Here is a 24,517-nt window from a genome sequence, read left to right on the forward strand (position 1 = left end):
TTACCTTCCCTGTCATAATTGGCTTTAAAAAAGAAGCGAATCCATTAAGACTCGCTTCTTTTTACGTATTCAATTTACCTTTTTCGCCCGCGCTTCCTTCCACTGCTCAAGCTCTGAAACTGTTAATAATTGATATCCTTGTTTGGTTAATTCCTTGATAATCGTGACAGCTGCGTTTGCTGAGGTGTCATAGATGTCGTGCATTAAGACGGTTTCTCCGCTAGACGCATGTGTGAGAATGTAGTTGGCAACGTACTCGCTGTTTCGATATTTCCAGTCTTCAGGATCTACGTCCCAAAGCGTGACTTTCATGTTAACAGCCGCGTTGATTTGCCCGTTTGTTCCTCCATATGGCGGTCTAAAGTGAGTTGGGGTGAACCCGCCCGCTTTTTCAATGATTTGCTGGGTCTCTTCCACTTGTTTGACGGCTTGTTTTAATGGCAGTCTTGTGAGTAAAGGATGGCTATAGGAATGATTTCCGATTTCATTCCCACCCTTTCTGATTTCACCTAGCATATCAGGGTAATATTGTACCCTGTTTCCTAATACAAAAAATGTCGCATGTCCTTTGTTTTCTTTTAAGGCTCTTAAAATTTTTGAGGTCGTGGATGGATTTGGTCCATCGTCAAATGTCAGGGCAATGGCTTTTTGATTTGGGTTGAATGTTGCCTGTTTTGGCAGTTTGACAAGCTTTCTTTGTGAGATTGGTTCTTTTTTCTCATTTTTGTTCTTTTCTTTATGAATGTATTCAGGCTTTAACATTCCTTTAAGCAGTGTTTTTTTAATCGCCAGCACTTGAGGACCTTGTTCGCTTGGTGCGATTTGTCCTGCTGGGAAGTAGAATTCAATAAAACGATCTTTGATGGCAAAATACTGATAATGCTCTGCAGCAGGAGACGTTCCTTGCTTGAGCAAATGCTCATTTTCAGCAAGAGAGCGATCTTTTTTTAATTCATCAAATGTCATATGTGACAGTTTTTGTAGATCTTCTTTCTTTGATAAAAACAAATCATCTATTGATAAAAAATGCTGTTTCTTGAAATCAAAATTGAATAACTTGGTTTGATGTGCGCCTTTTACTCCGCCTTTCAATTCATATGTATTGAATTTGATCGCAGCAGTCTGTTTGGCATAATGAGTAATCTCATAATCTATGTTTAATTCATATCGATGATCTTCATCGACATCGCTTGCTTGGCTAAATGATGTTTTGAATCTGTCTAGCGCTGTTTCAGCAAATCTTTTCATCTCTTGATCTAGCTTTTCTTGATGAAACACCGGATAGTTGACAGCATATCTCATGTATCTCCCGTCATTCACGAGGGTGACTATTTCCACTTCTTTATAGCTCGCATCTTGTTCTACTTTCTTTTTCTCCGTCCCGCTTGCCTGCTGATTATGATAAAACGCAGCAATTCCGATGATGATTGCAAGTACGCATAGGACGAGACTAACCTTCCATTTCTTTGACACAATAATTCCCCTCTCGTGATGGCGTGATGGCGTCATGCCTTAATGACGTGTATTTGTAGGATAGACTTTGCGCGAACCGCATTTAGTTTTGAAAAAACATAACCGTCACATTTTAGACACATTTTGAAAGAGGAATAGAAAAAGGGCTTGATTTCTCAGCCCTCTCATTATTTTTGCATATATAGTTGAAATAATCTCGTTTCTTCATCAATCGAACTCGCTCGATCAAAAGCCGCTCTGACCGTCTTTGTATTGTTCATGCGCTCATAAAGCATGGTCAATACAAAGATAAATGCTGCATTTCCATCAATGTAATCATCCGGCGCTACATAGGACATGGCACCTGCTTCTAAAAAGGCATCTGCTAGTTTTTTCTCACCTAGTGTGCAGCCTGTAGAAATGACGTGAACTCCTTTTAATGAAGCATACTGCCTGATTTCATCCGCTCCAAAAGCAGCGCTTCTAGGCTCCCCATCTTCGTATACATCTTTCCCTAATTCCGGCATGAGAAATGCTCCTTCTTCCCCATGAAATGATAGAAGAATATAATCGATTTCTCCTCTATTTTTTCCAGATAACACATTGATCAGGTCATTTGGTCTTCCGATCCATTGCATATCGACTTTCACGCCGAAGTTTTCAAGTGCTGCACGCAGCGCAAAAGATTCCAGCTCACTATTTGGTCCTGCTGCTAACATGATGCGCATGGCCTGTTGATTCACTTTTATCTCCTCCAGACTATGATAAAAATAAAACCATTTTTTCCTCATCTGCATATGTATGATCTGGCCATTTTAGTGCTTTTTCTTCAAGCGCGTATGACTCAAATCCAACAGAGCGGTATAAGCGTTTGGCTGAGTGATTGGTTGTCACGACTGATAAATACATTTGCTCGATGTCCTGTCGATCTCTCGCAAAGGAAAGAACTTCCGTTATCAAGGCCTTGCCTACACCTTTCCCGCGGGCACCCGCTGTAACATACATCGCTACTACATTCGCTCGGTGCTTTAATTTCTGTAAGCTTTCTTGGATGAGCGTGACCATGCCCACAAGCTTCCCTTGTTCAAAAGCGCCAAAAGTCCACATAGATTGAACAGAAGCAAAACGGGCTGCGTATTTTTCTATTGTACCGATCTGCTCTTCTTCATAACTCATCGCAAAGCCCTCTGGATGTAATCGTAGTGCTTCTAGTCTCAACGCGGCATATTCTTCAGCATCATCTGGTGTTAACAATCGAATATTCAGAACATCGCCTCCAATAGAAGATTGATACTTCCAATTTTATCTTGAAAGGAGCTTTTGATCAAAATGTTTCTCCAGAAAATAAAAAGGCATCCCATAAAAGGATGCCCCCTTCATTACCACTTGCAGCGTTTCACTGGACGGCAGCAAGGGTTATTGATATCACTGCCGCAATCGTATTCTTTCACAATATACTCGTTATGAGTCGACTCCGTGACAGGATAGTAGTTTTCAATTCGTTTGATATTTTTATTGACGTTTGTGATATGCGTTGGATGAATTTTTCTGATGGTTTGTTCATTCGTTCTTGTGTTGACAATTTGACGTGTGGGGAATACAACCGTTTCATCTCCTCCTTGGTTTCCTCTGCGAGGTCCAAAGAAAAAATCATCTAATCGGCTCATCTCAAGCACCCCTTCAATTTGTCTTTCACTTACACTGTATCGTATGTAAGAGACGTCATTTGTGATTAGATGCTTGTCTATTTTTAAAAAATCCACTCTTTATCTCGTTTTCTCTTTCTTTACAAAAGGGCAACTTTATTATACAAATGATATATTATGGTAGCAGAAATAGGACGCCCATAACCCTCCCACTCATCATCAAACACGAGGTGAACGAAATGATCAATACGACACAACCAATCGAACGAAACAAGCTAGACATTGCACTTGAATTGACTCAATTACATTTGAATCGATATGAAACGAATCATCCTGATCAGCTGAGTGAGGTTTATGCGAAATATTATGCACTGCTTGAAGTGCTGGACCTGTCTTCTTATGATCAATTGATTGATTTATTGCCGGATGAGCTAAAACAGGCGCTTGAGTAAAAGACCCTCTATCCACATGGGATAGAGGGTTTCAGATTGTTGACAAAGGGCTAAAATGATCTTGATTTTAGCCCTTTGTCTTCTTTTCAGCGTGATAGAAAACCTTTGCAGCCCTAGGAAGGACGAGTACTGGAGCGGAGCGAATTTGTCATTCGTGAGCACCAGCACGCAGGACTGACACCAAATGCGAGGGTTTGTCTACACGCTGAACCCTCTATCCACATGGGATAGAGGGTTTTCTTTATACACGTGCTGCCATATCGGTTTCGATTTGTTCTAAGCTTCTTCCTTTTGTTTCAACTAGCACAAAACGGGTGAATAAAAGTCCGATTAAGCAGATGACACCAAATGAGGAGAAAATGACCCCGAAGCTGAATTTGTCTGCCAGGATAGGGAACACGAGTCCAACGGCTAACGATCCCGTCCAGTTAAAGGCAGATGAAATACCTGCGCCGATACCTCTGACAGAAAGCGGGAAAATTTCGCCGATGATGATCCACGTGATCGGTGCCCATGAGAAGGCGTAGCACAAGATAAAGCAGCAAAGTGAAATTAAGGTCACCCAGTTTAAAATACCTTCACTAACGCCAAGTGCACCTAATGCAGCTGGTGCAAAGAAAGAAAGGGCCATGCCCGTTCCCCCTACGGTGAGAATCGTTCGGCGGTCGAATCGGTCGACAAATTGTAAAAAGATCACGGTGGTGACGACAAAAATGACACCGACAATCACTGTAAAACCTGCGGCAACTTGAGGTGCAAGCCCTACATTTCGAGCAATACTTGTTGCATAGTACACAATGGAGTTCGCCCCTTGAATTTGCTGAAGGGTCGCCATCCCAACCCCTATGAAAAGAGCCATTCTGAATTTCTTTTGGAACAATTCGCGAATACCAGAGCGTTCTTCTTTCGCGACTTCTAAAATTTCCTGCATCTCTTCTTCAATTTCTTCACGAGAAGAGCGCAGTGACCCTAATACTTCCCGTGCTTTATGCGCCATTCCGTGTTTAATTAAATACCTCGGAGATTCAGGAAGCTTCAGCATCCCAATATAAAGCACGATAGCAAATAAAGCGGCGCTACCGAGCATCCAGCGCCAGCTGTCTGGAATAGGTTCAAACACAAATGCAACGATATAGCTTAGCAATAGTCCGCTCACGATCATGAGCTGATTGAGCCCAGACAATTTCCCGCGAATTTTAGCAGGAGCAATTTCAGACATGTATGCCGGCACCAAAGATGAGGCTGTACCAACGGCTGTTCCTAAAAAGATACGTGCAATGGTTAATGAAATCTCTTCTGGTGCGATAGCTGATCCGATCGCTCCGACAAAAAAGATAACGGATGAGACCAAAATAAGCTTTCTCCGGCCAAATTTATCCCCTAACAGACCGCTTAAAATGGAGCCGATAATCGCCCCGCCCATTAATGAAGAGACGACAATTCCAAGCCATAATGGGCTGAGCTGAAATTCTTGCTGAATATGTCCCTCTGCCCCTGCAATAATCCCAATATCATATCCGAATAAGATGCCTGCAAAGGACCCGAAAAAGAAAATAAATTTGCTTGACACTTTTTTCTCCAAGTGGATGACCCCCTCACTTAATTAACCGCTTTCATTTCATCCCGTGCTTCTACTGCATGCAGTAGAAGACCTTTCACCCTTCTATAAAACGACATACTCTGCACTCACAAGCTTTGCAAAATGAACAATTTGATCAACCGATAAATTGAGGGATACGACTGTATGATGACCCCCGCCTTGCTTAATCCATGCTTTGACGCCGTCCTGAAAATTCGGCTTGATTTTCCAGAGCACACGTGCCACCGGTAAATGAGGTGCTGCTTCCTCCGGCTCAAAGGCTTCAACTTCTTGTATAAGCCATTTGAAATGAGTACCAAAATCAGCAATAGAAACGACAACACCTTCCCCAGCTTTTCCATCAAACACAAGGCGAGCTGGATCTTCCCTGTTTCCGATTCCAAGCGGAGATACGACAATGACAGGTTTCGTATGGGCAAGCGCCGGATCTACTTCTAACATATGAGATTGCAGCACTGCTTCCTGTCCAGACGTCATTTCATACGTATAGTCCTCCATAAAACCAGTGGATTGATGATGACTCATCACCTTTAATAATCGGTCCAGCGCAGCCGTTTTCCAATCGCCTTCCCCGGCAAAGCCATATCCCTTTGCCATCAGCCGCTGTACCGCAAGTCCTGGCAGTTGCTTCATTCCATGTAAATCTTCAAAGTTCGTCGTAAAAGCATTGTAGCCGCCTTCATCTAAAAAGCGTTGGATGGCAATCTCATACCGTGCTTGCACCTTGACACTTTTTTCCCAATCTTCAACTGAATACGTTCCATACTCTACATCATACTGCAATAAATACTCCGCAAATAATGCATCTACCTCTGCTTCTTCTACTGCATTCACATATTCGACGAGATCGCCTATCCCAAAGTAATCAACGGTCCACCCTAACTGAATCTGGGCTTCGATTTTATCTCCTTCTGTGACAGCCACATGGCGCATGTTGTCACCAAACCTTGCCACTTTAATCTGAAAGCTTTCATGATAGGCGGCTGCCACATCCATCCAATCAGCGATTTGCTGCTGCACCTCCGGCTTAGACCAGTGCCCTGCAACAATTTGATTTTGTTTATTTAATCGTGCATTGATATAGCCATATTCTCTGTCTCCATGTGCCGATTGATGAAGATTCATATAGTCCATGTCGATCGTGTCCCACGGAATTTTTTCATAATACTGTGTGACAAGATGTAAAAGAGGCTTCTGCAAAAGATTGGTCCCGCGTATCCACATTTTTGCCGGTGAAAATGTATGCATCCACGTCATGACGCCGACAACCTCATCGCGATAATTAACCTCTTTCATCAGCTTTGTGATTTGATCTGCGCTGACAGCTAGCTCCTGCAAGATCACTGGATAAGGAAGTAAACCGCTCTCATTTAAGGCATCCGTCATTTTTTGTGCATCTGCTTTTACTTTCTGTAGTGCTTCATCTCCGTATAAATGCTGTGATCCGACAATAAACCAGCATTCTTTATGTTGACTTGTTAACATAGGTATCCCTCTTTTCTTTATGTTGAAGGTTTTTGTCCGTAATACGCATGTTCGCCATGTTTTCTTAAGTAATGTTTATCTAAAATTCGCTGCGGAAGAGGCTCCGCGTATTCATTTAATTGCTTTGCGAATAAATTCATTTTGGCGACTTCTTCTAAAATCACACTGTTTGTGACCGCACTTTTTGCATCTTTCCCCCACGTAAATGGGCCGTGGCCTTGAAGCAATACACCTGGCACTGCCATCACATCTAGATTTCTTTTCTCAAACGTTTCGATGATCAACCGGCCCGTTTCTACCTCATAACCGCGATTGACTTCTTCTTCTGTCAGAAATCGAGCACATGGAACAGCACCGTAAAATGTATCAGCATGTGTTGTACCCATTGCCTGTAAATCGAGACCTGCCTGCGCCCAAACGGTTGCCCACATGGAATGGCTATGTGAAATACCGCCGATTTCATCAAAGTGTTTGTAAAGGACAGCGTGTGTTGCTGTATCTGATGAAGGGCTGTATTCCCCTTCCACTACTTCACCGTCAAAGTCGACTACAACCATATCTTTCGCTGATAATTGATCATACGCTATACCGCTAGGCTTAATAACAAATAGACCGCTGTCACGATCACACGCACTGACATTGCCCCATGTGAATTTCACAAGTCCGTACTTCGGTAAATCTAAATTGGCTTCGAATACTTCTTCTTTTAAGCGTTCTAGCATACAGTTGTCACTCCTTTCTTTGGCACGAGATGTGCTACTGCCGCCTCTTCAATCGGAAGGCCGTCTTGATAGCGCTTTAAAAATTCACCAAAGCCTTTGACATCAAGCGTGTCGGGTTCTATCAGTTCTTCTGATGTATCGGCAAACACTTGATGCGTAAGAAATTCAGGCAATGTTTGCTGCTGATGATGGACCATATAGGAAGCGAGGACAGCCATTCCAAACGCACCGCCTTCTCCCGCAGTGGAAACGACTGATACAGGTGTATCAAGCGCTGCCGCCACCATTTTTTGACCAACGAGCGGTGTTTTAAATAAGCCTCCATGTGCTAACAAACGATCTATTACAACATGTTCTTGTTCTTTTAACCGATCCATCCCTATTTTCATTGCGCCAAAAGCAGAAAAAAGATGGGTACGCATGAAGTTAGCCAGATTAAAGCGGCTTTCAGCTGATCTGACAAAAAGAGGTCTTCCTTCTGGCAGTCTTGTAATATTTTCACCAGAATAATAGCCATAACTTAAGAGTCCTCCGCCATCTCGATCTGCTTCTAACGCCTGCTGTAATAAGGCTGCATATACCTTTTCTGACGACACTTGCACGCCTAATGCGTCGAATGCCTCTCTGAAGATATTCATCCAAGCATTTAAGTCACTTGTACAGTTGTTCGCATGAACCATTGCGACTGGTAGTCCGTCCGGCGTTGTGACCATATCCACTTCTGGATATACACCCTTTAGCTCCTGCTCTAGCACAATCATGGCAAAAACAGATGTCCCAACTGAAATGTTCCCTGTCCGTTTTTCTACACTATTGGTTGCCACCATTCCCGTTCCTGCGTCACCTTCTGGGGGGCAAAATGGAATCCCTGGCTGCAAATGTTTGCCTTGATCTAAAATGGCTGCTCCTGCTGCCGTTAACACGCCAGCCTCCTCGCCTGCTAAATAAACACGCGGTAGAAGGTGACGGAGCTTCCACGGATAGCCCTTTTCTGCGATCAAGTCTTCAAATTGATGGAGCATTTCTTCATTGTAATCCTTCGTTTGTTCATCAATTGGGAACATACCTGACGCATCCCCGATACCAATGGCCTGCTTTCCTGTTAACAGCCAGTGAATGTATCCTGATAGGGTGGTCATATATTCTAAACGGGAAAGATGTTTTTCCTCTTCTAATATGGCTTGATACAAATGGGCTATGCTCCATCTTTCTGGAATATGAAATTGGAAGACATCCGTCAGTTTTTGACTCGCCTCAATGGTTGTGGCATTCCGCCATGTGCGAAACGGAACGAGGACCTCCCCTGTATGATCACATGCCACATAGCCATGCATCATCGCTGATACCCCAATGGAGCCAATGGTTTGAATGGTTACGTCATACCTTTGCTCAACTTGCTCTTTCATCTCTCGATACGCTACTTGAAGACCTGTAATGATATCAATTAAGTTGTACGTCCAAATTCCTTCTTGGAGAGAACTTTCCCACTCAAATGCACCTTGGGCAATTGGCTGAAACGCTTCATCTATTAAGATCGCTTTAATTCGTGTTGAACCAAATTCAATCCCTAAAGATGTCCGTCCTTCTTTTAAGGCTTTGGTCGTCTCTTCATGATTCATTCTGCGTTCACCTCCATGATTGATAGCGGTTTCAATTTTAATTTTCTAGATTCATTGATTCTCTGTGCACATTCACAATATAATATTTGTACGTACATATGTCAATAATAAATATAGTTGTACATACACAATGCGACAAAAACCTGCACTTTTCTAAAGCTGGGACGTCAGAATGGGAAGGCGCCTGTTTTTGATTCGACAACCATGTTAAAATATGTCCATACAATTTCTTCTCAATCCGAGTAGATGATCAACTGAGAAAGAAGTGAAACGATGAAAAAGAAGTACCAGATCATTATCGATGATATAAAAAGCAAAATACTTACAGGAGATTACCGGATCGGGGAACGTATTCCAACTGAATCAAGCCTGCAAGAGATGTATCAAGTGAGCAGGCATACGGTTCGAAAGGCCATCTTAGAATTGTCGAGCGAAGGTTTTTTGCGAAGTGAGAAAGGTTCAGGCACATTTGTGACCAATCAATATCAAACAAAGCCTGCGGGACATGCGCATATGAAAACGATTGGCGTGATTACGACATACATATCCGATTACATATTCCCTTCCATTATTCGAGGCATTGAAAGCCGATTAAACGAAGAGAACTATTCGTTGTTACTGGCGAGTACAAATAATGATGTAGATCAGGAGAAAAAGGCGCTCGAAATGATGCTGTCCTTTGGTGTGGACGGACTCATTGTTGAGCCGACGAAAAGCAATTTATATAACCCAAACATCTCGTACTACTTATCTTTTAAAGAACAGGATGTACCGCTCATTATGATTAATGCCTATTATGAGCAGTTAGAGGTTCCTTTTCTCTGCTTGGATGATGTGAAGTCCAGTTATTTAGCCACAAAAGAGCTGATCACCTCGGGGCATCAGCAAATTGGGCTCATTTCAAAAACAGATGATTTACAAGGAAAGTACCGAATGAAAGGCTATATTCAAGCGCTCGGTGAAGCGAAGCTTAATTTTCTGCCTGAGCATGTCCTCTTTTTCGATACAGAATCGAAGCAGCATTTGGGGGATGATATTAAAACTTTCTTATTAAAGCATCAGCATGAACTGACTGCCCTTGTTTGCTATAACGATGAGGTTGGATTAGAGGTTGCCAATGTATGTAGTGACATCGGACTCTCCATTCCAGAGGACCTCTCCATTATTGGACAGGACAATTCGTATATTGCCCAGAAAAATGCCAATGTGAAGCTAACAACTTTGACCCACCCTCAGGAGCAAATGGGGAGGGATGCAGCAGACTGGATGATAAAAAAAGTGCAAGGGAAAAAGAATCTCCCTCATCAAACCTTTTATGAACCTGAATTGGTTCCAGGTGAAACGATCAAACAAATGAATGCAAGAAAAAAATGAGCCCTTGCCGCAAGAGGCTCATTTTATTTTAGAATTCGACCACATCTACTTTTGAATGGTATGATTCTCGACATGAAAGACATATGTTTTCCCTTAATGAATGAGATCAATCACAAGCAATGTTTGTTTCCTTTTTCCGTATAAGAATAAACGATTTACTGAACTTCTTATTTAAGTGTTATCACCCTTCATCCATAATTAATCAAGAAAAAATCCCCATCTTTTAGAAAGATAGGGAACTTGCCTATTACGCTTCTTCTTTAGGGGTAGGCACTGCGCATACGCCATCTGCACATGCCGCTTCAAACGAATTAGCAGCCGCTTTCTCAGCTTGAGCTGCTTCTTCTGTCCATGCCGTTTCAAGTGCACGCAGGAACGTATCAGCTGGCTGAGCACCTGCAACTGAATACTTGTCATTGATCAAGAAAAACGGAACAGCATTAATACCAAGCTGTCTCGCTTCTTGTTCATCTTTTCGGACATGATCAGCAAACTCTTCGCCACCTAACATTTGCTGTACTTCCTGCAAATCAAGACCTGCTTTTTCTGCAATGTCTAAAAGGGTTTGACGATCGCCAACATGCTTTCCATCTGTAAAATATGCTTGAAACAGCTCTCCCATAACGAAATCGCCTTTCCCCATTTGACCAGCATATTGCGCCAATCGATGAGCATCAAAGGTGTTAGTCAACACGAGTGGATCAAATTGAAAATCGATTCCTTTCTCTTTGCCGGCCTGCTTCATCTGCTCATTCATCGCCATCGCCTGGCTGCGGCTCATCCCATATTTTTTGACGAGCATATCATGGACATCAAAATCGACATCAGCAGGTGCATGTGGATCAAGCTCAAAGCTTTTAAACTCGATTTCCACCTGTTCTTTTTGAGGGAATTGTTCAAGCGCTGTTTCTAGTTGTTTTTTTCCTATATAACAAAAAGGACAGGCGATATCTGACCAGATTTGTACTTTCATGTTCATCTTCCTTCCGTGTTTACGCTTTTTCTTTAACGATGTAACAATTATAGTTACAACAGATCGGTTATGTCAAGATTCTGAGCTTGATGGAAATGAAAAAGCCCCTCCTTCTAAGAAAGGAAAGGCGTTAAACATTTACTATTCTAAATTTGCATGGTGACCGTACATTGTATGTGTGTCGAGCTCTTTCATTTCCATTAGCCGTAAAATGACCGCATCGTATGTCAGAAGAAGCGACTGCTCAAATAGCGAACCCATTGGCTGAATGGTATCATGGCTTCCCCCCTGTTGATCCTTCGGCGCACCTGACAGTAAGATGACTTCATCCGATAGATCAGCTAGAGGTGACTGAGCAGAAAGCGTAAAAGCTGCCACTTTTCCACCAATTGCTTTTGCTTTTTTTGCAAGGACAAGCAAAGTCTCTGTACGGCCAGATCCGCTCCCAACAATTAAGAGATCTTCTTCTGTAAAGGAAGGTGTATTGGTTTCACCGATCACATATGCCTTGACGCCAATATGTGTGAGTCTCATGGCAAATGATTTTCCCATCAAACCAGACCTGCCAGCCCCTGACACAAAGACCTTTCTTGCAGTGAAAATGCTTGAGACAAGCCGCTCTGCTTGTTCGTCTTGAATATCCGGCGAGTGCTCAGAAAGCTCATTTAAAATGGCTTTCACATAGTCACTGGTCTTCATGATTGTGCGATCAGCTGCTTCATTTGTGCGGCTACTTCTGCTTTATTATCCTGACTTGCGATACCACCGCCGACAATGATCAAATCAGGATTTAATTTCACGACTTCAGGTAACGTATCAAGCTTAATTCCGCCTGCAATCGCTGTTTTCGCTTGTTTGACGACTTGTTTAATGGTCAGAAGGTCAGCAAATGAGTTTTGACCAACCGCTTGCAGATCATAGCCAGTGTGCACACAAATATAATCGACTCCAAGTTCATCCAGCTCTTTTGCCCGGCCAGCGATATCTTTGATCCCAATCATATCCACTAAAATCTGTTTCCCTCTTGCTTTCGCTTCTTTCACCGCTCCTTGAATGGACATATCTTCTGCCGCTGCAAGAATGGTCACGATATCTGCTCCAGCTTCAGATGCCTGCTGCACTTCATAACCGGCCGCATCCATAATTTTCAGATCGGCGAGTACACGTAAGTTTGGAAATGCCTGTTTGACTTCTTTAACGGCACGCAAGCCTTCGTTGATCACAACAGGTGTTCCAATTTCGACTACATCGATCGATCCTTCTACTTCTTTAATCAGCTCAATCGCTTCTGGTATATTCACTAAATCTAATGCTAATTGTAATTTCATGAACGTTCACTCCTATTTTTTCATCTCATCTTCAAGAGCTCCGTGGATAGGGCTTCTTGCACGATGAAATGAGTATAACAACAGGATGGAAGCAATCCAAGTACGCACTTTTTTTTTACATACTATACTTTTTCGCATATGGTTACAAAAAAGACACTGTCTTTTCGACCAGTATCTCAGCGTGATTGTAAAGAAGACAAAGGGCTAAAATAAAGTGATTTTAGCCCTTTGTCTTCATCGGTCGTCTTTCTATTTATCATCCTTTAAAAAATTGCTATCGAGATATTGTTTTCCCCAATCATACATCGCCTCTAAAATCGGCATTAAGCTTTCTCCTAGTTCTGTCAAGGAATACTCAACCTTTGGCGGGACGACAGGATAAACTTCCCGGTGCACAATGTGGTCTTCCTCTAATTCTCTTAGCTGATTGACAAGCATTCTTTGCGTAATTCCAGGCATTAACGACTTTAACTCACCAAACCGTTTTGTCCCCTCTCTGCCAAGGTGCCATAAAATCAGCATTTTCCACTTACCGCCGATAATATTCAGCGTCAGCTCCTTTTCGCAGTTGAACACTTTATTTTCCATTCGTGATGACAACGACATACACTCCTTTTATTACAAACCATTTACCCTATATCATATACTGCGGCAAAATGGATTGCCTAGCATATGGTCTTCGTTATTGATTTTGTTTTTTGACAAAAGCCATCACAGCCTCTGTCATTTTTTGTGCTTCTTTTGGTGCTCTGTCTGATCCAAACCATTTATTCAAGTCACTGTGGCTCAGCGAATGGACCCGAAAGACAAACTTAGAACCTTTATCATGATTCAGTTTTTCTGCAAATCGGTACACCTCAGGATTTTCCCAGCCTGTCACCAAATAGACAGGAGGTACATTCTTTTGATTCATATAAGTGACAGGTGATGCCTTTGTCCAGTTCTGCTCTTGTTTGCCAAAGACTTTTTTGTACGATGGGATGGCTTGTATAAATTGATTGAGGTTTAACGGCCCGTCAAGAACAACAATGGAATTGATCGTTTTCGGCGACAGCCCCACACGTTTTAAGTAGGTCGAATCTGTGGCAACCAGCGCCGTCAAATGCCCGCCCGCTGAGTGACCCATGACATTGATTTTTGATGAATCGATTTGATATTCATCCGCATGATCCTTCACCCATTTAATGGCGTTTGCCGTATCATCTGCCATCTGCTCATAGTTGGCATCAGGGTGAAGCCTGTAATTCATTGAAACAAACACATACCCTTGACCGGTAAAATAATCAGCCTTTGAAGCGACTCTATTCTTATCGCCGCCCGTCCAGCCGCCGCCATGGAGATAGATCATGACTGGATGCTTCTTCTTTTTGCCTTCATCTTTTCCCTTCGGCATATACATATCAAGTGTTTGCTGTTTGTTTTGTGTGTCTGCATAATGGATGTTTGTCGTCGGCTTAGGCTGGTTGAAACGGAACACGAAGAATGCGCATACCAATAAGCCAGCGATGACTGCTGCAAATAAAAGCCACTTCATCATTCGATTCAATGTCATTGCACCTTTCTATGTTGGGATGGGGAAGCATCATTCGCACATATGTAGAGAGACTAGCCCGATTCATTTGATACGACTTGTATGACTTGAACCGTTTGACAATAAAAAGAAAAATACTGTTCTTCATCATCTTTGACAAAGTAATTCAAATATTCCCAGCCTCTATCCAAAAGTTGAATGTTCAATATAATATGGTCATCGTTTGTTAACTCCAAATCTTTGATTTGAACAGAAGAGACATTGGTAAATTTCAGATGAATGTCTGCTTTATGGGTTGCAGATTCGTATGGGATGTGTAGATGAATACAGTTGATCAAGTCGTAATGTTCATTATACTCTTTAAAGTAGTGAAATTCATTGATTTGCTTTAGATGGCTGATATCGAAATCAGGGATTTGTTTCTGGATTTTTTCATCTAAAAACCATGTCATCTTTTGTCCTCCAAAAGGTTATTGTAAAAGTGCAATGATGCGTTTTCTTGTTTTTTCATGGTATTGAACATAGGAATGCAATAAAGGATATGATTCAAGGATCTGTTGATACGATTTGATTTGGGGATATTGCTCTTCAAATGACTGACGCAGCACGGTTAACTGTTTTTTCGGTATTCGTTTATGATCGACCACATAACTTAAACTGCCTGCAACAAGTGAAAAAAACATATAAAAATCATCTGAAAATATACCAGTTTCTTCTTCAAAAGAGACGATATCATCTGGATAAACTGAATCTAATAAGTATTGATAACGTTGTTTTACATCATCGAATAAACCTTGTTTATCACGGCTGATTTTCATGGATTTTCCCCCGTTCTCTCATTGTCTTTAAAGTATCAAATTCTTCAAATAGTTCATTGTACAAGTTCCATATCCCACGAGGATGATAGCTAGATTCGATCCATCTTTCTAAAATACTAAATATCTCATTCACTCTCCTAACGAATCGTGTCACGGAGTTTGTAAATATTCTTCAAATGAAATAAAGTTCGCTTTTTTTCGAAATTCGCTTAAGATATTTTGATCTCCCGTAAAAATAACATCTGTCGAATCAAAAAAACCGATTTCAAACACGGCTTGAGGGATAACGGGTGTATAATTCACGTTCCAATATCGTTCATTATCTTCTATTTGAGGTATTGAACTGATATTCAAATGATCTACATGACGAGGCAATGCTGTCAAAACAGCGAAAATAAAAGAATAAGAATAGTCATGTAAGAATTTTTTAAAATGTTCACCCTTCAGAAATAAAAAATCTGTGTAATCCGGCATCACTTCTGAATGGAATTGATTTTTCCGATCATGAAGCATTGTGAGTGTCACATCACTTATGATCCAGTTATACTCTTCTACGTTTAAATTGATTTTCTTTAATAATTCATTTGCTTCGAATAAATTTTTCTCTTTTGCTAATACGATTCTCATTACTTGTTCCACCTCATCAATTTAAAACATCAGACGAAACTAAAAATATTCTACAGTATCAAAATCTGACCATAATCTCCAGTCAGTGTTCGTGTTTATATTTACAATGCATGTTGGATCTTGATAGATCAAACTCTTCGCAACCGATTGAAAAAAAGGAGATCGACTAGGTAGTTGGCTATGCGTTTCTGGATGAAACCATGATCCAGTTGTATAGAGCGGTTTATCATATACATGCTGAACGATGTCAAATTGTTCTCGATCTGTCATCCATAAACTATCCAGCAAATCTTGATGTTTGGCCATTTCTCTTAACAAAGTAATCCATTCATTTTCCTCTGTTACATCAGCTTGGCATGACTCTGGTATTTGAACATGAAAATAGTCACCATTTAATCTAATACGTAAAGGATGCTTAGTGAAACCAGGTTCTATCTCATCATCATCTATTATTTCATGATGATGATCCACGAAATCAAAAAGCTCATCCAACAGAAAATGGATTGATCCATTATTCAACTCATGACCAATCGCAAAAAAATCAATAGCCGGTCCTACCTTCGATAAACCGAATAATTGAATCGTGATCAACCAATTTTCCTCTCTCGTAAATAGAGAAAGCTTCCCTTTGGCAAAATCAAAGTTCCCATTATCTAATAAAGGAAACTCTTTATTTAGGAAAGACCTATCTAGTATGGATAACACATTTCTTCCTTTCTTTTTGAAGCATTGCTTTCTTTTCTCACTTATATTTTCAGTATTTTTTAGTTATTTCGAGTTCTCGCGAAACTAAGATCACTAAATTAAAATTGAGTTGCGTATTTTTCTTACCATTGTTTTTAATCTAAATTTATAACAGCACCTCTTTTCTAAAGAGAAGAGGTGCTGTTATATTAAAGTTGATAATTATGTTTAGATTTGTAATCTATAATCCTAAGATATTTTTCCAATATAAATATTATTATATTCATCTAATCCAGCAATAATATTATTATGTGATGTTATATCGGTGAATACTATTTTTTCATTAGTTTGCAAATCTAATAGACTTAAATCAAAATAATTTACAAAGTCATTCGTTTTAAATCCTTTACTGATTTCATAGTTAAGGGGGTCCCTTATAAAAAGATATAAACTTGATTTATGTTCACAAATAGCAGTCAAATCTAAATCTATTTTTCTAGTTTCAACAAATTTATCTGATACTAAATCTAATTTTTTAAATATTTTTTCACCTAATACACTAAAGTAGAGATATACATATGATCCCGTTACAAATGAATCATAATAATGATCAATTTGTTGAGGCTTTTCTTTATCTAATACTGGTTTGATTCTAAAAGTAGAATCAAACCTATTAAATCCCTTTTCACTTAATTCTCCATCAATCATCGAGAAAATTCCCATTTCATCATAGCCTACCCAAATATTTTGATCGTTGTCTATCTTGATAGAATTGATATAACGTCCAGCATAAAATGATTTATAAAATCCTTTTACTGGATGCCAAAAATATGCATTTGGGGTTTCATCAATAATACCATCTTCATATTCTTTATCAAAAATCAAAAGATAATCATCTTCACACTTTAGTACAGAGGTAATCTGATCAATCGAAGTTACACTATACTCATAGTGTAATTTCTGTTCACTAATATGGTAAACATATAAATTATTAACATATTTATTCGTCTCAACTTCATTTTGTAGAACAAAGACTAAATACTCTTCGTTTAAGCTAAAACAACTAAGTTCTCTGTCATTAATATCTAGATTAATTTTTTTAAAATAAATTTCCTGCATACTATCCTCATTTCTATTTTTAATAGTAAGATTTAAAGATCAATACGGATAACTTGTCACAACATAGTCTCCTGATTTTACTACCTTTACCTTTCTAGTCAATTTACCTTTTGTATTTCTTCCTACTGGTTTTTTAAACACCTTAAAATGAACTGTTCTCCCATCTGCTTGAGTGTATGCTGGTTTTGTTCTAGCAGTCGCCCTCGTAGTTCTTTTTAAAGTTTTTGAACTTTTGAATTTACTTTTAGGTCTTTTATTAGGCATTTTAGCTTTAGATTTTGGACCATGCTCTTGTTTTATATGTCGCCAGTTAGTATTAGCTTTTTTAGAAGGTTTCGCAAAATTATAAGCCCTTTTCGCTCCCTTTAATTTTCCACCACCCAAAAATCCTGATACGGTTGCAGCTGCTACACCTTTCCAATCTTTCCCTGATTTATGTGCTTTGTATCCATCATATACCGCAAATCCTGCATTGACAACAAACCATACCCAATGGCCGTCTGGGTCTACATTCATGACTGGGTTGTTGTTGCCATAGGTATATCCGTTTTGATCTAGCGCATCTCCATCGCTTCCTGGGTCTGGATCTAGTGATAGGAATACGCCGGTTCTCGGTTCATAGTAGCGTGCGATTAAATAGTACATTCCTGTTTCTTCGTCGAAGCGGTAACCAGCATAGCGATATGGGTTTCCTTTTACTTCTTCATCTTCTTTTACTTTAGTTGGAACGCCCCATGTATCGTATTCGTACTCAGCAACGATTTTTCCTGCATTATTTGTGATGGCTATGACATCACCGTGTGCATTGTAGTGATAGAAATATTTGTTTCCATTTTGTGTGAATGCAAGGAGTTGTCCACTCTCACCGTATGTGTATGCTTTTGTGACTTCGTTGTCTCCATCTGTTTCGTATAAAACATTCAGGCTGTCGCCGTCATAAAAGTAATTGGTGACTTTTCCATTCACTGTTTTTTGAATTCTGTATCCACGCTCATCATATTTGTAAGTGACAAATAGCTTGTCTTCGCCTTTTTTCTTGATGGCCGTTATGTTATCTTCTGCATCCCATTCATAAAGGAATTGTCCGTCAGACGTTCGGTTGCCATTTTTGTCATAAGTTAAAGTCTCATCATTTACCTTTGTCAGTTGGTTCATGATGTTGAATGATGCGTTGATTGTTTTTTTAGTGCCATTTTTTTCAGTCGCAACTGTTTTTCTGTTTCCAAACCCATCATATGTGTACTCAATGACCGTGCCATCTGGATGAGTTTCTTTGATCAATTGATCTAATTTTCCATATTCATAACGAATCTTCCCGTTGGTGCCTTTTTCAATCGTTATTCTGTTTCCACTTTGATCATATTCGTAAGCTTCGTTTAAGATCGTTGCCCCTTGGCTTGTTCCAATGTGCAAATCGTTGATTAAATTGCGCTCATCATAAGCAAAGCTAGCACCACTGCCGTTACCTGTAATAAAGGACTGAACATTTCCATTTTCATCATAATCAAACGAATACGTAGAACTCGAATCCTTCATCTGCGTCATTTGATCAAGCTTATTGTAACTGAATTGGTTCGTTCCTTTTTGATTTCCATGTGTCCACTCAAAGGATTTTAGTTTATCTGAATTGGCTGGATACGTCCAAGTTTGGCTGCTGCCACGATCTGTTAACTTTGTGATGCGGTTTTGTTGGTCGAACGTTCTGTTTTTGGTTGTGTTTTGTTCTTTGTTAACAACCGTTGTTTCGTTTCCGTTTTTATCATAGTTAAAGTTATATTTTTCTGTCCCATTGTATGACTTGGATTTCACTCGGTCTGTTCCATCATACGTGAGAGACACTTCATGTCCATTTGCAGAAATGGTTTTGATTAAGTTGCTATTCGCATCATATTCACTTTTCAACACATTTCCTAATGGATCAATGGTTTTTGTCAATTTGCCCATCAGGTCGTATTCAAACTGATACGTCTGATCTGACTCTGCACGAATGGTTTTCGACTGTTCATTGCCCTCTTTATCGTAGGCTCTCACAATGGATGTTCCGTTAGATAAAGTGATTTTCTTCAGCTGATCGGCTTGGTCATATTCGAATGTTGTTTTTTCGCCTTTCGCATCTGTGTCAGAAAGTTTTTTGCCTGTTTCATCGTAGGTAGATTGAGATGAGTAACCAAGCTCATCCTCTTCTTTAACTGCATAGTTCCCTTTTTCGTCGTATGTGGTTTTCGTTAAAAGACTTCCTTCTACTAGACGGATATCATCAAACCAAACCGTTCCAGTCGCACTTTTTTGGAAAACAATCTGAACGTCGACTTTTTTCAATGGTTTTGTTTTTGGTATGACAACCGCCGCTCGGTTCCACTCCTGTGTACCGGTTGGGAATTTCGCATTAAACGTTCCTGTTGTGCCATCTGTATACGTAACGGACGCTTGAAGTGAATAATCATTTTCATTTGAGGCTTTGACATTTTCAGCCTTAGACATCCCAGTCAAGGTGACATACACAGATTGATCATTTGCACTTTGTTCAATTGGTACAGATTGTTTATAGATGACATTCGCTTGAGATGAAGTGGTTCTGGTCATTTTTAACGAAACGTCATCGTTAAAGCCTTCTTCATTATCTAATGAACCACCTGTTCCGCTCCAGCTTGTTGTTTTATCCGTAAAGGAATTATTTTTGACTGGATTATAACTTGATGAAACTTCGCCTTTTTCTAGCTGAATCTCATCGAACCAGGCTTTTCCTTTTCCAGCCTTATCACGATGATCCACTTCCATATAGATCACAGCTTTGCCTGCATGAGATGGCGTCGTAAACGTGACTTGGCGTTTTGTCCAATCGTTTTTGCCTGATAATGTACTGTAACCGTTACTGATCCATTGAATTCGTTTGTTGTTTGTATCTCTTAAATCAATGTTAAAAAATGCTCTTGCTTTCGTTAGCTCTGTCTTGATTTTTCCACTCAGTGTATACGTCGTATTTGGCTCTAGTGTCACTTCTTGAGTAGCAGAAGAATAGCCAAGTTCTGTCCCTTCAGTTGTCGACTGTGAACTGATCTCTAATACTCTGCCGCCAGATAACGGACCACTTTTTCCAGCTGTTTGCGCTAATTTCCCGTCATCCTTAGATGTTGTAAGCTTCCAGCCAGTTAGCGTATCTTCAAAACTGCCATTTTTTAATATACTCGCACCTGCAGCAAGCTCTTTACTCGTTTGTACCAAATTCCCGTACGAGTCATAAATACTTGCTGAAGACATATTTCCACTTTGATCCGTTTCAGATACAGCATCTAATCCATCGTAGGCGATATCTGTAATATCTCCTTCTGTATCTTTCACTTTAGTGACATCATTATTTTTGTTATACTCGTAGGTTTCTGTCCCGTAAGCATCTTTCGCCTGAATGACGTTGCCATTTTTGTCATACGAATAGCTTTCTGTAGCTTTTCCTTTCTCTACATCATTTGGGTCAGTTTCTTCTACGATTTGGTTGCCTTCATATTTGGTTTTAGTGGTGATCTTAAGCCCTTCCGCATCATCTACAACTTGAATTGGATTGGCTGCTTCGTTATACGTATACTGTATTTTTCGCCCGTTTGGCTGCGTTAGCATGAGTGTCTTTTTAGATAAATCATATGCATACTCAAAGGTTTCTTTTTTTGCATTGATTGCCTTGACTAAACGATGATTTTCATATTGATATTCTGTAAAAACAGGCTGATCTTTTGTACTGTTTTGAGAGAATTGTTTAATCAATCTGCCTTCTTTATCGTATTCATATGAGATACTTGTTCCATCTGAATCTATGACTTTCGTTAGTAAACCTGCATCATACTCATATGAAAGCTTTTTCCCTTTTGGTCCTTGAACCGAAATGATATGACCATCTTCATCATAATCCATTATTATTTTTCGGCCAGATGCATCTTCCATTGAAGTGAGCTGATTGTTTTCGTTATATTTGTATGTCGTTGTATTTTTATGTCCATCTACAACCTTGGTAATCTTCCCACCGTTTTTACTAAAGTGCGCAAAGGTTTGATCCTTCGTTTTTAACATGTATTCATCTTTTGATTCCGTTAATTCAAGGAAAATACCTGTTGGTGGTTGATACGTACCATCTGCTTTTTTTGTAAAAACATGAGTTGTGGCATCTTCATCAAGATAGATGACACCTTCTTTTGTTGGCGTGATACTCGTTTCTACATCTGCGTACCACCCTTGACCAAACAGGTGGTCCGCTGCATCTAAACTATTGTACGTTCGACCCATTCCAAGTCCTGGTCCTCTTCCATCAATCGACATTTCTTCTTCACTGACAATCACATTCCCAGTTGCACCATTAAGCTGGCCGTCTGGTATATCAATAATCGACCAGTAATCCTCTGTTCCAAGGAATTCGGCCCCTTCATGGAATGTCGGGTTAAAGGCTGGTGTCGGAATGGTTTCTCCATTTGCATCGTAGGCGGAAAGGGTAAAGGAGTAGTTCTTGCGTCCTTTATAATTTCCATTTGCATTTTCATATACTGGTGATGGGTCTAGCGCTAATTCTCCGCCCTTTCCATCTGTATGAAGCACATATTTCCCACTTTTAATTTCAGCAGGAGTTGGCCAAATATTCTTGTTTTGTGTTGTCCAATGATCGACATCACCAACATCAAATGATTGATATGCCTTACCATTATAGATGTTAATTTTATATCCTTTTGCATTTTTCACTTTGTCCCAATGTAAATTGAAATAACCTGTTTGGCTCTCTTTTGTATTGGTATAAGCATATCCAGATAAAGCTTTCGGTCTAGATAAATCAGGTAAAGTTGGTCCAGCTGGCGGTGAAGCAATGGCTTCTCCATCTTTATTATAGGCAATCACTCTGAAGGAATAATGTTTTGAGCCGCATTTCCTCCAGCATTTTTGTAAGTCGCACCAGGATGAATTGGAAGCTCTGCCCCTTTCCCATCTTGGAGGTGTAATGCATATTTACCTGCTTTGATCTCAGCAGCTGTCGGCCATACTTTTTTCCCTTTTGTTGACCATGATGTTTGATTCCCGAGATCCAATGTCTCATAGCTTTTCCCATTAAACATTTGTATTTTATAACCGGTCGCACCGGAAACTGAATTCCAAGAAAGATCAAAGTAACCTGTTGCATTATTATTATTGAATCCTTTTGTACTAGGTGCCTTCGCTCTAGCCACATTCGGCACGACAGGTTTTACTTTTGCTGACATTGCGCCCTCACCTTGGTCAAAAATCGCACTTACAGCTACCCAATAATTTTTACTTGTCGCATAATTGCCACCTGAGTTTTTGTAAACTGGGGAAGGATCAACTGCTAATTCAGTTCCACCTTTTCCGTCTAAATGAAGTTTATATTTTTTAGCAGCAATCTCGCTTGCTGTTGGCCATATATTCTTTCCTTTTGTACTCCATGATGCCACATTTCCAACTGAAATGGCTTCATACTCTTTTCCGTTGTATAACCACACTTTGTAGCCTTTTGCACCAGCTACCTTTTTCCAACTTAAATTGAAGTAGCCTGTACCATTTCCATTACTAAAACCTTTTACAGTTGGTGCATTTGCTTGTGGAATGGTATACGTTACTTCAATGACTGGTTTATTGGTAGAGTTTGTTGATGAGATTATTTTTTTCCAATGGTCTTGCCCATTTCCATTTGCATGTAATTTAAAACCATAGTTAGCTGTTCCGCTATTCCAAGCTTTGATGGTTGATGTCACATCATAGCTCGCCCATTGTCTTTTATATACATTGGCTTTGCCGATGTTTTTAGAGCTTGGTTTATTGTTCCACGTTAGTTTTGTATGATCATAGTTGGCATTCACTGTATCCAGCCAAAGACCAGTTGCCTTCGTCCCGTAATATGAATGAGCAACATATGTTTTGAGCGTCGCTTTCGTTACATTCATATTTTGAATCGGTTTGAATGAGTTAAACTTCATGAACGCATAGTTTGTACCAGTTGTTTTATCGTAATAACCTGTTTTGAGTACATAACTTTTAAGTTTAGCGTCCCATTTTTGAGTAGAGGATGAATAATTTGTTGTTGGGTACTTACTCATGATAAATGTGTCTGCTGATACAGATAAAGAAGTCGAAGGATCAATAGACACAGGATAAACTCGTTCAGGATCTTTAAGCCATTTTTCATCTGCTGTCACACGAAGTAAATAGCCATCGTCTTCTTTTTCTAATTTAAAGCTCACATCTTCTGAGCGAGCCACTTCACCTGACTTTTCATCTAAATTAGAATCCGTCATAAACGGTTTTGGGACTTGAAAAATGGTCCGTTTTTTCTGATCGTAAAATGTAATAGAACCGTCTTCCTCAATTTCCCCAGTTAGATCTGTCTTTATTTTAAATGTAAATGAATTGTAGCCATCATATTGATTGAGTACAATATCTTCCTTGATGTTTTCATTAAAGGTAAATGATCGTAAATCTATATTTGGAAATACCTCTTCATATGTAAGCTCGTTGGTGTTCTCTTTAAATTGTGCAGAGGTATCTTTGGAATTGATTTCTGATTTGTTTTTCCCTGAAGCTTTTAAAATTGAAAATTCAATTTGATGCTTCTTGTGTTCAAATGTCGCATATAATCCATGCTGCATTTGTTTTTGAAAAGTTGATTCTAACTTTGCATTTTCTGTTTCTATTTCTTTTTTCGAGGAAGTCTTTAATTCAGGAGAGATGTCCTCCCACTCAGCATTTGGGGTCTCTTTTATATGAATTGGGTCAGGATATACCTCTTGTGTAAATACACCCTCTCCCTCATAAAAAAGTTTGCTGTTTTCTGTTCTTTCTGAAAGAACTTCTCCGTCTTTTCCAATTTCATCTTCGTCAATTCCTGCCATTTCCAGGGCTTTTGAATCATCAAACTCTTCTAAGCTGTTATGACTTGATTTTGTATTTTTGTCATGTTCTTCTGCAAAAATATCAGAAGGTAACATTGATAAAAGCATCACAAAGGCTAGTAGTGCCGCGATATTCCTTTTCCATTTTACTTTTCTTTTTAGGTTCATATTAATCTCCTTATCATATATTTGTAACATTTGTAACATTACGC

20 protein-coding genes and 1 pseudogene are annotated in these 24,517 nt (G+C 39.8%); 2 read left to right on the plus strand and 19 right to left on the minus strand.

Annotation, left to right across the window (positions count from 1 at the left end):
- Nucleotides 1–69 precede the first annotated feature (69 nt).
- The 4 genes from NKR21_RS12950 to NKR21_RS12965 form a co-directional block, all read right to left on the minus strand.
- On the minus strand, nt 70–1,473 hold the full coding sequence (locus NKR21_RS12950; RefSeq protein ID WP_012010661.1) for a polysaccharide deacetylase family protein: 1,404 nt from the start codon (nt 1,471–1,473) through the stop codon (nt 70–72).
- Between the two features lie 167 nt (nt 1,474–1,640).
- Nucleotides 1,641–2,195, minus strand: a complete 555-nt coding sequence (locus tag NKR21_RS12955; protein ID WP_012010662.1) for a hypothetical protein — start codon at nt 2,193–2,195, stop codon at nt 1,641–1,643.
- A 16-nt stretch (nt 2,196–2,211) separates the two neighbouring features.
- Nucleotides 2,212–2,670, minus strand: a complete 459-nt coding sequence (locus NKR21_RS12960; RefSeq protein WP_253602588.1) for a GNAT family N-acetyltransferase — start codon at nt 2,668–2,670, stop codon at nt 2,212–2,214.
- Between the two features lie 161 nt (nt 2,671–2,831).
- Complete coding sequence (locus NKR21_RS12965) at nt 2,832–3,119, minus strand: spore coat protein (RefSeq protein WP_144455827.1); 288 nt, start codon at nt 3,117–3,119, stop codon at nt 2,832–2,834.
- A 218-nt stretch (nt 3,120–3,337) separates the two neighbouring features.
- Here NKR21_RS12965 and NKR21_RS12970 point away from each other — a divergent pair, with 218 nt between their 5' ends.
- Nucleotides 3,338–3,550: a hypothetical protein gene (locus NKR21_RS12970; RefSeq protein ID WP_041815766.1), complete on the plus strand. Its 213-nt coding sequence runs from the start codon at nt 3,338–3,340 to the stop codon at nt 3,548–3,550.
- A gap of 241 nt (nt 3,551–3,791) precedes the next feature.
- Here the strand turns inward: NKR21_RS12970 and NKR21_RS12975 are convergent, their stop codons facing one another.
- From NKR21_RS12975 to NKR21_RS12990, 4 genes are all read right to left on the minus strand, one after another.
- The gene (locus tag NKR21_RS12975) at nt 3,792–5,132 is read right to left on the minus strand and encodes a sugar porter family MFS transporter (protein WP_012010667.1); all 1,341 of its coding nucleotides are present in this window, start codon (nt 5,130–5,132) and stop codon (nt 3,792–3,794) included.
- A gap of 81 nt (nt 5,133–5,213) precedes the next feature.
- Nucleotides 5,214–6,635, minus strand: a complete 1,422-nt coding sequence (gene araA / locus NKR21_RS12980) for an L-arabinose isomerase (RefSeq protein WP_012010668.1) — start codon at nt 6,633–6,635, stop codon at nt 5,214–5,216.
- Between the two features lie 17 nt (nt 6,636–6,652).
- Nucleotides 6,653–7,357 carry an L-ribulose-5-phosphate 4-epimerase gene (locus NKR21_RS12985; protein WP_012010669.1) on the minus strand — a complete coding sequence of 235 codons (705 nt, stop codon included), beginning with the start codon at nt 7,355–7,357 and terminating at the stop codon, nt 6,653–6,655.
- Nucleotides 7,351–8,976 (minus strand): xylulokinase, encoded by a 1,626-nt coding sequence (locus NKR21_RS12990; protein WP_012010670.1) that lies wholly within the window; start codon nt 8,974–8,976, stop codon nt 7,351–7,353. The genes NKR21_RS12985 and NKR21_RS12990 overlap by 7 nt, the downstream gene beginning before the upstream one ends.
- Before the next feature lie 273 nt (nt 8,977–9,249).
- On the opposite strand from NKR21_RS12990, the gene NKR21_RS12995 reads away from it, so the two are divergent.
- Nucleotides 9,250–10,350, plus strand: coding sequence for a GntR family transcriptional regulator (locus NKR21_RS12995; RefSeq protein ID WP_012010671.1), 1,101 nt, complete (start codon nt 9,250–9,252; stop codon nt 10,348–10,350).
- 247 nt (nt 10,351–10,597) lie between these two features.
- Here the strand turns inward: NKR21_RS12995 and NKR21_RS13000 are convergent, their stop codons facing one another.
- From NKR21_RS13000 to NKR21_RS13050, 11 genes and pseudogenes are all read right to left on the minus strand, one after another.
- Nucleotides 10,598–11,323: a DsbA family oxidoreductase gene (locus tag NKR21_RS13000; RefSeq protein WP_012010672.1), complete on the minus strand. Its 726-nt coding sequence runs from the start codon at nt 11,321–11,323 to the stop codon at nt 10,598–10,600.
- A 141-nt stretch (nt 11,324–11,464) separates the two neighbouring features.
- Nucleotides 11,465–12,022, minus strand: a complete 558-nt coding sequence (hxlB, locus tag NKR21_RS13005) for a 6-phospho-3-hexuloisomerase (protein ID WP_119125157.1) — start codon at nt 12,020–12,022, stop codon at nt 11,465–11,467.
- Complete coding sequence (hxlA, locus tag NKR21_RS13010; RefSeq protein ID WP_012010674.1) at nt 12,019–12,651, minus strand: 3-hexulose-6-phosphate synthase; 633 nt, start codon at nt 12,649–12,651, stop codon at nt 12,019–12,021. The genes hxlB and hxlA overlap by 4 nt, the downstream gene beginning before the upstream one ends.
- A gap of 249 nt (nt 12,652–12,900) precedes the next feature.
- Complete coding sequence (hxlR, locus tag NKR21_RS13015; protein ID WP_012010675.1) at nt 12,901–13,257, minus strand: transcriptional activator HxlR; 357 nt, start codon at nt 13,255–13,257, stop codon at nt 12,901–12,903.
- A gap of 76 nt (nt 13,258–13,333) precedes the next feature.
- Nucleotides 13,334–14,203 carry an alpha/beta hydrolase gene (locus tag NKR21_RS13020; protein WP_144455825.1) on the minus strand — a complete coding sequence of 290 codons (870 nt, stop codon included), beginning with the start codon at nt 14,201–14,203 and terminating at the stop codon, nt 13,334–13,336.
- A 53-nt stretch (nt 14,204–14,256) separates the two neighbouring features.
- Nucleotides 14,257–14,634, minus strand: coding sequence for a hypothetical protein (locus NKR21_RS13025; RefSeq protein WP_144455823.1), 378 nt, complete (start codon nt 14,632–14,634; stop codon nt 14,257–14,259).
- A gap of 18 nt (nt 14,635–14,652) precedes the next feature.
- Complete coding sequence (locus tag NKR21_RS13030) at nt 14,653–15,000, minus strand: YxiJ family protein (protein ID WP_144455821.1); 348 nt, start codon at nt 14,998–15,000, stop codon at nt 14,653–14,655.
- 150 nt (nt 15,001–15,150) lie between these two features.
- Entirely contained in the window at nt 15,151–15,627 is a 477-nt protein-coding gene (locus NKR21_RS13035; protein ID WP_144455819.1) for a hypothetical protein, read from the minus strand.
- 39 nt (nt 15,628–15,666) lie between these two features.
- The gene (locus NKR21_RS13040; protein ID WP_253602521.1) at nt 15,667–16,332 is read right to left on the minus strand and encodes a DUF7003 family protein; all 666 of its coding nucleotides are present in this window, start codon (nt 16,330–16,332) and stop codon (nt 15,667–15,669) included.
- A gap of 228 nt (nt 16,333–16,560) precedes the next feature.
- Nucleotides 16,561–17,430, minus strand: a complete 870-nt coding sequence (locus NKR21_RS13045) for a hypothetical protein (protein WP_144455814.1) — start codon at nt 17,428–17,430, stop codon at nt 16,561–16,563.
- 39 nt (nt 17,431–17,469) lie between these two features.
- Nucleotides 17,470–24,473: pseudogene (locus tag NKR21_RS13050) on the minus strand (DNRLRE domain-containing protein).
- Between the last annotated feature and the right edge of the window lie 44 nt (nt 24,474–24,517).

The organism is Bacillus sp. 1735sda2, assembly GCF_024159245.1.
GTDB classification, from domain to species: domain Bacteria; phylum Bacillota; class Bacilli; order Bacillales; family Bacillaceae; genus Bacillus; species Bacillus pumilus_O.